Annotated in this window: 12 protein-coding genes, 1 tRNA gene and 1 pseudogene; 2 read left to right on the plus strand and 12 right to left on the minus strand. The window is 34.2% G+C overall.

The genetic code is table 11. From position 1 onward, the window contains the following. The 3 genes and pseudogenes from LS81_RS03205 to LS81_RS03215 all read right to left on the minus strand — a co-directional run. A pseudogene (locus LS81_RS03205) lies at positions 1-392 on the minus strand (hypothetical protein); the annotation flags it as partial. Next, positions 392-721, minus strand: a complete 330-nt coding sequence (locus LS81_RS03210; RefSeq protein ID WP_034347710.1) for a hypothetical protein — start codon at positions 719-721, stop codon at positions 392-394. The pseudogene LS81_RS03205 and the gene LS81_RS03210, both read right to left, overlap by 1 nt. Positions 722-736: 15 nt before the next feature. Next, on the minus strand, positions 737-946 hold the full coding sequence (locus tag LS81_RS03215) for a hypothetical protein (RefSeq protein WP_034347711.1): 210 nt from the start codon (positions 944-946) through the stop codon (positions 737-739). Positions 947-1,244: 298 nt separating this feature from the next. Between LS81_RS03215 and LS81_RS03220 the strand changes: the two genes are divergently transcribed. Next, positions 1,245-2,030 (plus strand): XRE family transcriptional regulator, encoded by a 786-nt coding sequence (locus tag LS81_RS03220; RefSeq protein ID WP_052096645.1) that lies wholly within the window; start codon positions 1,245-1,247, stop codon positions 2,028-2,030. Between the two features lie 594 nt (positions 2,031-2,624). On the opposite strand, the gene LS81_RS03225 is transcribed toward LS81_RS03220, so the two are convergent. From LS81_RS03225 to LS81_RS03245, 5 genes are all read right to left on the minus strand, one after another. Continuing rightward, positions 2,625-2,700: transfer RNA gene (locus LS81_RS03225), tRNA-Ala, on the minus strand. A 135-nt stretch (positions 2,701-2,835) separates the two neighbouring features. Continuing rightward, entirely contained in the window at positions 2,836-3,339 is a 504-nt protein-coding gene (locus tag LS81_RS03230) for a chemotaxis protein CheW (RefSeq protein WP_034318865.1), read from the minus strand. A 3-nt stretch (positions 3,340-3,342) separates the two neighbouring features. Further along, positions 3,343-5,718, minus strand: a complete 2,376-nt coding sequence (locus LS81_RS03235) for a hybrid sensor histidine kinase/response regulator (RefSeq protein WP_034345213.1) — start codon at positions 5,716-5,718, stop codon at positions 3,343-3,345. Between the two features lie 92 nt (positions 5,719-5,810). Continuing rightward, positions 5,811-6,758: a chemotaxis protein gene (locus LS81_RS03240; protein ID WP_034345215.1), complete on the minus strand. Its 948-nt coding sequence runs from the start codon at positions 6,756-6,758 to the stop codon at positions 5,811-5,813. Further along, positions 6,715-7,551, minus strand: coding sequence for a metallophosphoesterase (locus LS81_RS03245; RefSeq protein WP_034345217.1), 837 nt, complete (start codon positions 7,549-7,551; stop codon positions 6,715-6,717). The genes LS81_RS03240 and LS81_RS03245 overlap by 44 nt, the downstream gene beginning before the upstream one ends. A 211-nt stretch (positions 7,552-7,762) precedes the next feature. Between LS81_RS03245 and thiS the strand changes: the two genes are divergently transcribed. Continuing rightward, complete coding sequence (gene thiS, locus LS81_RS03250) at positions 7,763-7,963, plus strand: sulfur carrier protein ThiS (protein WP_034345218.1); 201 nt, start codon at positions 7,763-7,765, stop codon at positions 7,961-7,963. Between the two features lie 169 nt (positions 7,964-8,132). Here the strand turns inward: thiS and LS81_RS03255 are convergent, their stop codons facing one another. From LS81_RS03255 to LS81_RS03270, 4 genes are all read right to left on the minus strand, one after another. Beyond that, complete coding sequence (locus LS81_RS03255; protein WP_034345220.1) at positions 8,133-8,864, minus strand: lysozyme inhibitor LprI family protein; 732 nt, start codon at positions 8,862-8,864, stop codon at positions 8,133-8,135. 84 nt (positions 8,865-8,948) lie between these two features. Next, on the minus strand, positions 8,949-10,325 hold the full coding sequence (locus tag LS81_RS03260) for a hypothetical protein (protein ID WP_034345223.1): 1,377 nt from the start codon (positions 10,323-10,325) through the stop codon (positions 8,949-8,951). Positions 10,326-10,607: 282 nt separating this feature from the next. After that, positions 10,608-11,735: a PLP-dependent cysteine synthase family protein gene (locus LS81_RS03265; RefSeq protein WP_034345226.1), complete on the minus strand. Its 1,128-nt coding sequence runs from the start codon at positions 11,733-11,735 to the stop codon at positions 10,608-10,610. A 4-nt stretch (positions 11,736-11,739) separates the two neighbouring features. Then, on the minus strand, positions 11,740-12,894 hold the full coding sequence (locus LS81_RS03270; protein ID WP_034345229.1) for a trans-sulfuration enzyme family protein: 1,155 nt from the start codon (positions 12,892-12,894) through the stop codon (positions 11,740-11,742). Positions 12,895-12,920 lie beyond the last annotated feature (26 nt).

The raw sequence follows: 12,920 nt of genomic DNA on the forward strand, positions 1-12,920 counted from the left end.
CACGCCAAAGTGTCATTTACGCCACCACTCACCACTGCACCACTACTCATGTCATTGAGTGCATGCAAAGTATGCGTAGCATTCGTGGTAATCTCATTACTCACACCAAATGTGTGTTTTGCCATCTTTTCTAGCATATCCACCCTATAATTATGCAGAAATGCCTCTGCTTCTGCTTCACTCTTAAAAGGCTCACTCCATATTTGAAGGACTTTGCCACCACGACCAATGCCATTGGTGTAGGTGAAGGTGAAATATTGCTTATTCAGTGTGATAAACATTTTTTGTTTATCATTGGCTCGTTTCACCTTTTGATAAAGGACATTTTTGTCCTTTTGTAAGGTAAAATTTTTTAACACTAAAAACTCTTTACTACTTATCCATTGTCCCATTATTTTTCCTCTTTATAAGCAAAGCATGCTTGTCTTCTTGCCTTAACTTTAAGCTTACCATTATGTGTTCTTCTACTGAAGTGCCTGTTGCAATAGTAAAAACACTGATTGCCTCTTTGCACACGCTCACTATACTCACATTTACCACATATCCTAGTATGTTTAGTATCCATTTTTTGATCGCATAAAAGCACTACATGGTTATTGTCTCCAGAGATACTAACATTAAATAACATTGTTTGCTCTTGCTTTTGCCTCATTACTTTATCTGATTTAGGTTTTGACCACATACTATAAGCATATTTTATTTTTCCTTGTTGCTTTTTCATATTTTCTCCTTTCTATCACGCGCTCTTTTTAGGGATATAAAACCCTTCAATCTCAAGCATATCACGCAATTCTTTTGCTCTACCTCTTTTACCCTTAATCCTGGCACATGAAAGGGAGTTTAAAAGTTCAATATCTTGCTTATTTAAGCCTTTAGACAAAGCCCATGCCCGTATTCTCATGCCTCTTTTTGCCATTTGCGTGGCAATATTATCCTTTTTATCCATTTTTGCACCTTTCTATGAAATTTATGCTATAATCCACTTAACCCCAAAGCTAAAGCTAAGGGGAAAGCGGTTATTTTTTAAGTTTAGAAGCTGTGTTTAACCTATTTTAAGGGTTATTTTCAGCCTCCAAAACTTAAGTTTTACAACCACTTTTTTAAACTTCCTGATTTTCATCATAAAGCCTTTAAAAGTGATATTCTTCCTACCCACCCAACCGATTAATGTTTTTAAGCTAAAATACATTAATTAATGATATTATAGGACATTTTTGGTATTTTGTCAAGTAAAAAGGACATAAATGGTTGAAATTGGTAAAAAAATTGCAAGTTTAAGGAACAATGCAGGAAAAACACAACAGGAATTGGCAGATTTTTTGGGAGTTGATGTAAAAAAAATAGGCAGAATAGAGCGTGGAGAAACAAAAACCATAAAAAATAATGATTTAAAATCAATTGCTATTTTTCTAAATACATCAATCAATGATTTACTTGAAAATAAAATGTCAGTAAGTCAAAACCAAAATGTCAGTAAGTCGTCAGTAAGTCGTGTCAGTAACTTGTCAGTTAGTGATTCGTCAATGTTTCCCACTCAAAACAAATTGTCCCTCAATAGTGTCCCTCAATCAGAAAATGTGTCCCTCAATATGTCTATAAGCAATTTGCCAATGTCTGCTGATATGATAGCAGTCCCATTTTTTAAAGACAGCACAGCTTCAGCAGGTTTTGGAGTAGTGAATTTTGAAACAGAAGTAGCACATATACCACTATCAAAGCCCTTTCTGCTCGAAGTTTGTGGCGTTATGAGTTTAAAAGGACTAAGCATACTACAATGTAGCGGTGATAGTATGCAGCCTACAATACAAGATGGCGATTATTTGCTTATCCAAGAGGAACAAAATATAAAAGAGGGTTCTATTTATGTCGTTGAATACAATAATGAGATTTTTGTAAAACGCATACATAAATACCCTAAAATACGCCTTTTGAGTGATAATAGAGACTACCTTCCTATTGAGATAGGAGGCGAGGAAAATATAAAAATCATGGCTAAAGTAATTACTTCTATTAGTATAAAAAAAATTTAATATTTTTGAGACAGTTTTTTGTATATTGTGCTATAATGATAGAGAGAATTAAGAAAGCTTTAAATTTAAATACCTTTGAAATAAGTGTTTAAATGCCTATTTTACGAGCTTTAAGCTAGTTATTTATACATCTGTATAGTATTTTGTATAGGAATGTATAGGATTTTTTAGACAATGTATAGGATTCTTTAGAATTTGTCTAAATTTTTCCACCCACTTTGATTTCTAAAAATCTTTATCAAACTCCCACACACACGATACTTTCTAGCAATATCCCCCACTTTGATTTTATACAAAACTATACACTATGTTATTTTATATTTGTATCAATTATTTAAGCTTAACTATTACGTATATTATCCTACCCATTTTGCCATTACATTGTATAGATAAATTTGATATTTAAAGACCACTTCTTCTAGTTATTACCAAATAATACAATAGCAAAAAACAATACATAAAGATTCTATAGTCAATGTTTTAATATGTCTTTTATTGTTACATCGGGCACACCAAAAGATATATTGTTTTTATAATTTAATAAAATAAAAGCTGGATTATATGGATATATTTTCATAAATATCTATTCTTTTTTGGTGGAGTGTAGGGGGTTCGAACCCCTGACCTCAACGCTGCCAGCGTTGCGCTCTCCCAACTGAGCTAACACCCCAATAGACACAACCATAAAACCATCATTGCGTCAATTCGCATATAAAACCTTTACGTTCTACCTTATTTTACACAAAAAATAAAATAGAAAACCTTATAACACTTCTTCTCCAAGCAACAAAAATATACTTAAAACTTAAAAATTCCTTTTCAAAAGATTGTCGACACGCAATATCGTGGTAAGTCTATCACCCTGCTTGGCAATACCATATAATAAATTTTCCTGTTCATTGAAGGTATCAGGTATAGGATCAATCTGACTTTCATCAATTCGTATTGCTTCTGTCAATTTATCAATAACAAAACCTGCAATCTCATCATTATGATTTACAACTAAGTAGCGTGTATCCTTATCTTGCTTTGTTGGTGGAATACCAAATTTCATCCTAAGATTGATAAGTGGATATACATTTCCACGCAAGTTAAATACACCCATTACATAGTTAGGTGTGCCAGGCACTCTAGTAAAATCGATGGGTTTTATGATTTCTTTAACATTTAGAATGGGAACCGCAAATTCTTCAGTACCCACTACAAAACCAATGAGTTGCACAACATGTTCAGAATCACTACGCAACTCTTCTCCCATATTTTGCTTTTGTTGCTTTGTAAATACTTCTTTTAGTGCTTTGTTATCCATCATCTATTCTCCATCTACATGCAGGTTAATATTTCGTTTTACAACATTCAATAAATACTCAGGTGTATATGGTTTTGTAATATATTCTGTCATGCCAGACTCCACACCACGCATTCTGTCTGTCTTGCTTGTTCGACTTGTTACTGCAATAAGCGGTAAGTTTTTAAAACGATTATACTTTCTCACTTCACTCGCAAAAGCATAGCCATCCATTCTAGGCATTTCAATATCAACAAGTACAGCGTCAAGATCGTGATCACCACTCTTTACAATCTCAAGCCCTTCAAGACCATTACTTGCCTCAAGCACTGTAACTCCGAGTGGCTTTAGACACTTTTTCATGATTGCTCTATCTGTCGTGCTATCATCTATTGCTAATACAATATAATCGCTTGGTGAGTTTTTGGCTCTTGCAGCAGTGCTTTGTGAAATAAGATTATTCACACTCACCTTAACATCTTTTGCCATGTCCATCATTGCCGCAACATCAGCAATCAAAGTAATCTTGCCATCTCCCCTGACAGTTGCACCAGCAACTCCTTCTGTGCCTTTGAGATAATATCCCAAACTCTTAATAACAACTTCTTCTTGCCCAATGAGATAATCCACAATCACACCAATTTTTTGCTCAGCCAAACCAATAATAACAACATAAACTTCATTGAGACTTTCTAAAACAGAATCTACTTTAAAAATATCTGCTAAACGCACAAGACTTAATACCTCATCCCGAAGCCTTAGCACACTCTTTCCATCAACCGTATAAATCTCTTCTTGAGATACACGCACAGTCTCAAGTACTGAACTAAGCGGTATGGCATAATACTCCTCTTGCACTCCAACAAGTAGAGCCTGCATAATGGCCAATGTTAATGGTATCTTTAATTTTTGTGTAGTACCCACACCCACTTCAGAATCTATCTCTATAATACCATTAAGCTTTTCAACATTGGTTTTTACAACATCCATACCAACGCCACGCCCACTTACATTTGTAATATTTGATGCGGTCGAAAAGCCAGGTCTAAAAATAATGCCAAATGCCTCTTTTTCACTCATGTTTTCAGCATCTCGCTCATTTATGAGACCTTTTTCAATTGCTTTCTTTTTCAACATTTCAGCATCAAGCCCTTTACCATCATCCTTAATTTCGATAACGATATGATTTCCTTCATTGTAGGCTTTAAGCTCAACCTTACCAACCTCACTTTTACCATTTGCTTTTCTCACATCTGGTACTTCAATACCATGGTCACACGAATTTCTGATGATGTGAATAAGTGGATCCCCAATCTCTTCTACGATTGATTTATCAAGTTCAGTCTCTTCACCACTAATAATTAAATCGATATTCTTACCAAGCTCTCTACTTAAGTCTCGCACCATTCTTGGAAACTTACTGAATACTTTGCCAACAGGAAGCATTCTTGTTTTCATAACAGCAAGCTGTAAATCCGTCGTTACTGTGCTAATCGAGCTTACAACCTGATTGAGCTCTTCAAGGAACTTTTCACCATCATATCTCTCTTCAACATCGCCATAGATTCTAATCAATCTATTTTTGCCCAACACTAATTCACCGATGAGATTCATAAGATGATCGAGTCTTTTTACATCTACACGTACGGTCGGTTCTACTGCCACAGAAGGTGCTTTTTGCCCACCTGCATCTGATTTGGGTGCTGCTTTAGGAGCTTGAGGAGCTGCAACAGGTGCTGCTTTTTGCCCTGCAGCTTGCGCTTCTTCCTGTTTTTTCTCCTGTCTTCTTTTTTTATCTTCTTCTTGTCGTTTTGCAAGTAACCTTGCTATCTCTGCTTCAACTTCTTCTGGCGACATGTTGGCATAGTCAGGTTCTTCTTCAGAATCTGCTGATACAGATTCTGTATCTTTTGCAGGAGCAGCCTCTATATCAGACTGCTGTGTTTCTTGTGTAGGTGCAGCACTTGTTGCTGGAGATTCTGCAGCAACCACTTCATCGACTACTCCACCCTTTGAGATAGCTTGTAAACGCTTTACGCAATCACTTACATCAATACCACTATCTGCATCTGTTCCATTGTCACGAATAACGCTTAAGAGTGCTTTCATTAAATCAATTGATTCTAGGATAACATCCATTACATCAGGCGTGATTTTAAGTTCCCCTCTACGGGCTTTATTAAGCACGTCTTCCATATTATGTGTTAAATGTGTTAAAACATCAAAATTTAAGAATGAACTTGAACCTTTTATGGTATGTGCTACTCTAAAAATTCTATTTAATAAATCTAAATCTTCTGGATTATTTTCTAATTCAACCAAGTCTTGGTCAAGTTGCTCAACCATCTCAAAGGCTTCAATCAGAAAATCCTCCATTATCTCTTGCATATCATCATTCATTTAGCACCTCTAAATAATTATAAATTATATCCTGTATTATTCACGCGTCTTCCGTAACCATCAATTATAACATAAAAAAAAACATTTTTGATTTATTCCAAAACTTTTATAATTTCATCATAAAACCTCTGTGCATCAAATTTCACTAAATACGCATCTGCACCAATATCCCTCCCTTTTTGCTCACTAAATTTGTCGCAAATCGAAGAGTTAAATATAAAAGGTATAGATTGGAATCTTTCATCACTTTTGATAATTTCTGCAAAATGAAAACCATCCATCTTAGGCATTTCAATATCAGATATAATAAAGCGTATAAATGAAGCTAGATCGCCATTTTTCTGTGTATACAAATCATTGAGTGTTTGCAACGCCATCTCTCCATCGTGTGCTTCAATTACAGTAAAGCCCATCTTTTTCAAATTCTTCTTCAGTAAAGAACGAGCAATAGTGCTATCATCTACAATCAACACATGTCCATTAAACTTCTTAGCTACTTCTTGCAACTCTTTTTTATCCTGCTTATTAGTATAAAAATCTAAGTCATCAACAATGCCCTCTAAATCAAGTATCAATAAAGTCTTACCACCTTCTATACGTGTTGTACCTGTAATTTTACCACGCTCTAAATTGTGGCTATTTGAGCTAAATTGTGCTGCTTGCACATCATCCCAACAAATGCGTCTAATCAACTTTGCCTCATGCACTAAAAAACCTATTTTTAGGTTGTTGAATTCAGTAATAATCACTCGTTTTTTGTGCAAAGGTAGATCCGCTTCTCTTTCCTTAATATTAAGCCATGCCGCTAAATCCACAAGAGGCATAACAATACCTCGTAAATCAAATACACCAATAATATAATCAGGACTAGCTGGTAATTCAAAGGTTTCTGGCATTTGTATAATTTCTTGCACTTTTGCAACATTTATACCATATATGCCCTCATATATTTCACCATTAGCTTGTTCATTGATTCTGAAATCTACCAATTCTATTTCATTGGAGGATATTTTTGTTTGATATACTCTTTTTTGTTCCATATGTCACCTCTATGAATAAGTCACCTTTTTTAAAACTAAGATAATCTTTGTGAAAATAACACGATTGCAAAGCGTTATAAAAAATATTTTCCTTTTTTACATGCTTACCCAAATGATAATGTCCTTCTATAATACAAAATTTTGTATTATCTGTGGCAAACCCATTATCGATTAACTTTTGAATAACATGAGACTTATATTTTGCAATCCTCTCAGACATAAAATGTAGAAAATCGGTGCGAAAAAATGAAAACTCTGCAATCAATTTTTGATTTATACGAGTTGCAAGTGCTCTGTAAATTATACCATAACTTAGTTTATCAAGTAGCCAAAAAGCAGATAAGATATAGGGTTTGGTAATAAACTTGCGATAAGAATCATAATTTTTATTAATCCACAAATCACCATGCGATAATATGCATATATTATCACTATCATCTCTTATTATAATTGGCTGCATACAATAGGTGTAAATTTTTAGATTCTTAGTATTATAATCAGAATATTTTTCCCACATAATGGAATCTAATCCAAAATCATGGTTCCCCTCTAGTATTATAATTTCATTACTGCGAGTTAATCCTGCAAGCTTTCTTATAAGTGCTTCATTTATGATGTAGCTTGTATGTATACTGCCAATAAGAAAATGGAATATATCACCCATCAGAATAATTTGTCGTCCAGATGGAAAGTTATCAAAATATTCTAAAAGCTTCTCATCATTTTCTTTGAAATGTGAATCTGCGACAAAAAAGGCATCTTTTTTAATTGTAAAATCATTAATAATTGTCATTTCTTCGCTTTTCAACTTTTATGTTAAATTCCATAAAATAATAGCACAAAAAAATACATGATAATTTTCCAATCATTTATTAATGTCAATAAAATGTCCTCTAGCTTTCATCAATATTAAAACGTAATTTACATTAAATACAAAGCATCATAATGCTTTACAGAAATATGATACAATTAAGCGTTTTATCTTTTTTGCTTAGGAGAGTATTATGCAAATTTATATTAATGGCGAACATCAAACTATCGCAGATAATACCACAATAACACAGCTTTTAGAACAACTTGAAGTCGAGGATAAAATTGTTGCAGTATCTTTAAATGCAAATGTAGTTAAAAAAGATACATGGACACAAGTTTATCTTAGAGAACATGATAGATTAGAGCTTTTACAATTTATGAGTGGTGGTTGATTAAATAAAAAATTATTATTGTATATTTGAGCTACAACTTAGTAGATTTGAGTAATATTATATTCTAGATTCTACTTCCTATAGACACATTCTATATCAGATATGTCTAGGGGGAGGTACATTTAACAGATAATATGTGACAATGATTTTATTATGCAGATTCTCATACTTAATCCCCATTGTTACCACAATCGCAATAAAACATATCATGAAACTCGATGCCATTATCTCTTGTTATCATAAGATAACGATAAAAAAGTTCATCCACGCGTTTTTTCAAAAATGCTAAACGTGCAAGGCTTGCATCAATCTTATAGATTGTTCCACCACCATTTATATCATAAACATGTGCATGCTGTGCTATTATATATGCTTCATAGCTATCGCGAAGCTTAAGCCATGCTTTTTGTTCATCAAGTAGTATATCTACTTTCTCATTTATGTTTAACCCTGGAGATAACAACTCTTCTCGCAAATCCTTATTCTTCTGTTTTTTTATTTCAGTCTGATAAAGTTTATAATATTTATTTAAGAGTTTATCATATTCATTGTAAGCATAATGTAGTGCAGCTAGAATACCTTGCGTTGAGCTGAACACACCGCTTAATGATTGATATTCACATTCAATCTGTGCCACTTTTATTCGATAAGTTCGCTCCTGTAGAGTTACATTCTTGAGACTAGCCTTTGTCTTCAAGATTTGCTCATCACATTGTGTTTTAACATATTCTTGTTTGTCTTTACTTGCATTAAAATCCTCAAAAAACTTTTGTAAACTTTCATTGTCAGCAAAAGTAACATTTGCAACTATCATCAATATGAGAAATAATGAAATCTTAATTCTTACTACCGCTCTTGTTGCACTAGCTACATTAAATAATAATTTTGTAAAAATACACATAAACTCCTACTCTCCTTTTATGTATTTTCTCATCAATATAAAATTTATAACTAATGAAAACTAAAAGATTTGAGATTTCTAATCTTATCTATATGGTACACTAGAACTACGAACAAACTCTAACCCTATAATATATATCTTATTATCTATAAAAAATCCTTTTAATCGTAAGCTTGCACTGCTCTCATAATGATGACCGCTAGCATCTTCCGTCAAATGTGCCTCAAAACTATCCGCAAGACTTAATTTTTGAGATTGTTTTGTGTTTGTAAAAGCGGTATATGAACTTGTGACATTGGGCTGTAATGCAAACAATGATGTAACATGTCTGTGTGTAACTTCCTCATATTTCAAACTTGCTTGATTAGCAATGAGGGCTTTAAGCATATTATCATCACATCCTACTTCTGTGCAAACGCCAATTAAGGCTTTTTGCATATTTTCACTCCCATCAAACACCCACAAACGTACAAAAACATTGCTATATTGACAAAACTCTCTAGAACAATCTTTATCTTCGCTACTTACTAAACTATGCTTTATGCGTGTAAAACCGTAATGTGTGGGCAGCCACTTTTTCCTATCATTTGGGATTTGCGCTAGATCAATACGATATGCAAAGTTGTTCGCATTATCTTTTGTGCATTCTCTATATTGAGCTACTTTTGGATAGAGTTTATCACATCGCTCAAGCTCTCTTTGTCTTTGTCGCTCTATCTGTTCCTTTTCTTGTATAATGCGTTTTACTTCTTTGTCATTTTTTAAAGCTTCCCTTCGACAAGCATTAAAATCTCTTTTCCTTGCAGTCTCGTTGAGACCACGAATATTGTTAACAATACCCAGCAATGACGCCTTTTGCTCTTCTAAGCATGCATTGCAAGAAGCTATATTTTTGCAATTATTGTAAAAATTCTTTTGTGCCTTTTCATATCGAAGACTAAGTGAGCCAAAATCAAATTTATCGTATGCTTGAGACCTACATTCATCATAAAACTTATTTGCAGTCTTGCTCGGAGCTTTTTTACAAAGTCTTTCATAGTGTGTTGCCCTATCCTCAAGCATAAGTGTTGCTATCGGATTAAACGATTGTTGTAAGGTAAGCTCAAAACACTTTTTGCTAGATTCCAAGCCTTTTTGTGTTACCTTGCTCCCTTCAATATTTTTGCCAACAACTAACTTAGTTTGATTAAAGCATTCCATAAGACGATCTTCAAGATTACCTTTTGTATTTTCTGTCTGTAAAGATGAAATGCTACCAGGCTGTGTAGCGGCAAGTACAGGCACTTGCAACACTAGGAGAAAAAATATGCTAAATATAAGAATGAGTTGTTTTGCATATATTTTAGATTCTATTTTGTCTAAAGCATTATAAAAAAGATATTTTACTCTATCATAAAATACATTTTGATTATAATATGACACAGCGTGTTGTGCATCTTGATTTTTTGCAAATATCTTCACGATCGCTCCTTGATGTGAATACCTTATAATTGTATTATAATCAAATAGTATAGTTATTTGGTGCTTGATAATTTTAAATTATTTAATTTATTTAAACATTGTTATTTTGCTGAATACATAGAATTTAACAATAAAAGTTTTGAGTTTTAGATCCAAAATGAGCTAAATATCACTAAATTTCACTATCTTAGAATGCAACCACATCATTTCTATCAATAAAAATAGATAGAAATAAGTTATAGTTATCTTTCATTGTTGTTTGTAATCATAGAATCATATACTTTAAATAAGATTTTTACTGAAATACCTACTCAAATCATCAGCAAAAAGTGTTACGATTAGTTTATCTTCTATTGTTTCAGCAAGTTTTAAGCATGCTTGTAAACACGCACCCGATGAGATTCCCACAAGTAACCCTTCCTCTTTTGCCAAGATTCTAAGCCCATCATATGCCTCTTCATCGCTAATCTTCTGCACCATATCTATAAAGCGAGTATCCATAGTTTTTGGAATAAAATTATTTCCAATACCCTCAATATTAGCACACCCTTCTTTGCCTCCACCAATCACAGAGCCAATGGGATCGCACAATACACTCTTTATCCTAGAATCTTGCTCTTTGAGGTATTGTGCAACACCGCTAAAGCTACCACCACTTCCAGCACCACACACAAAATAATCTAATATAGGCTTTACCTTGTGTTGTTGCATGTTCTCTGCATAATTAATACCATAAGATTCTGCGTTATTAACTGCATCATGTTTATCCAATGTGTTTTTAGACTGACTTAAAGGCTGCAATTCCTTTGTATAGTTATCCCCATATGAATTCTCACTTAATGATTGCAATTTTATTTGGCAAGAATCTGTATTATTCCACACATTAGAACCCATATCTAAGCTTCTTACTCCCTGCATTTCTGCATAAATTTCTTTTGCAGTAGTCAAGTAATGTGCTTGTGGGTTAAGTGGATTCTCAAACTGATGTAAGCTAAAAGAGTGTGGGGTAGAATCTAGCAATTCCTTTGCCTTATCAATTGCCCCTTGTATACCTAACTCTTTTGGCGTATTAATAACTTCAGCCCCTAAAGCCCGCATTAAAATCTGCTTTTCAATAGAAAACTTATCAGGCACAACTAAAATTGCCTTAAGATTGAAATGCAGACATACAAAAGCAATCCCTAGCCCAGTATTACCTGCAGTCGCCTCTATCACTACAGAATCCTTGTGGAGTTTTCCTGCCTCTTTTGCTCCCTGTAAAATGTGTAATGCCACCCTATCTTTTACGCCCCCTGCAGGATTGTATGATTCTAATTTAGCAAAAATGCGATTGTTGTTTGGAATCTTTATGCGAGATAATTCCACAAGTGGAGTGTTGCCAATGAGTTCGAGACTAGAATGGAAACGCATTGCTCTAACTTTGTTTTGAATTATCTATTGCTTGATTTAAATCATCAAGCAAATCTTTAGCATACTCAATACCAACAGATAAACGTATAAGATTCTCACTAATCCCCATTTGCTCACGTAAATCTTTTGGAATGGAAGCATGTGTCATACTCGCAGGATGGCAAAGCAAACTCTCTACTCCCCCAAGACTTTCCGCTAAAACAATAATACGTGTAGATTTAAAAAAGATTCTATAATCATAATTTGGCTTTAAAGTAAAGCTAAGCATACCCCCACCACCTCTTGCTTGAGCTTTTTGAATCTCATATTCGCTATCACTTGCCAGTCCTGGATAATATACCTTCTCTACCGCCTTATGCTCACTTAGAGCTTCTGCTAGAAACAATGCATTTTCACAATGCCTTTGCATCCTTAAGCCCAAAGTTTTCATACCGCGAATAAGCAAAAAGCTATCAAAAGGTGCCAACACGCCGCCAATGCTATTTTGCAAAAATCCTATACGTTCGGCTAAGCTCTCATCATTTACCACTACAAGCCCAGCAACAAGATCGCTATGTCCACCAAGATACTTTGTTGCAGAATGCACTACAATATCAATGCCAAGCTTTAAGGGTTGTTGTAAATAGGGTGTCATGAAAGTATTATCTACAATGCTTAATATACCTTTTTTCTTACAGAGATCTGCAACCTTTGCCAAGGGTGTAACACTTAAAAGCGGATTTGCTGGACTTTCTATCAATACTGCTTTGATTTCAGGTGTAATCGCAGAGTTAAGCACATCTAAATCTCTTGTGTCTACAATTTTATAGCCGATGTTAAAATTCTTAAAAACTTTATCTAAGATTCTAAAAGTTCCACCATAGACATTTTGTGAGATAATGATAGAATCTCCACTTTTAAAGAGGCTTAAAATCGTACCAAGAGCCGCCATGCCTGATGCAAAAGCAAAGCCAAACTTTCCTCCCTCACATTCAGCAATGAGGCTTTCTATCCCATCTCTTGTAGGGTTCTTGGTGCGAGAGTATTCATAACCTCTATGTTTGCCTAGCTCGTCTTGTGCGTAGGTAGAAGTTTGAAAAATAGGCGTATTTACCGCACCAGTACGTGGGTCTGTGGTTGCCCCTCCATGTATTAGTGTTGTATCAAGAGTGCTGTTCATAACAATCCTTTTTATAAATTATTATA

Origin of the sequence: Helicobacter trogontum (assembly GCF_000765905.2) — a bacterium.
Taxonomy (GTDB): Bacteria; Campylobacterota; Campylobacteria; order Campylobacterales; family Helicobacteraceae; genus Helicobacter_A; species Helicobacter_A trogontum.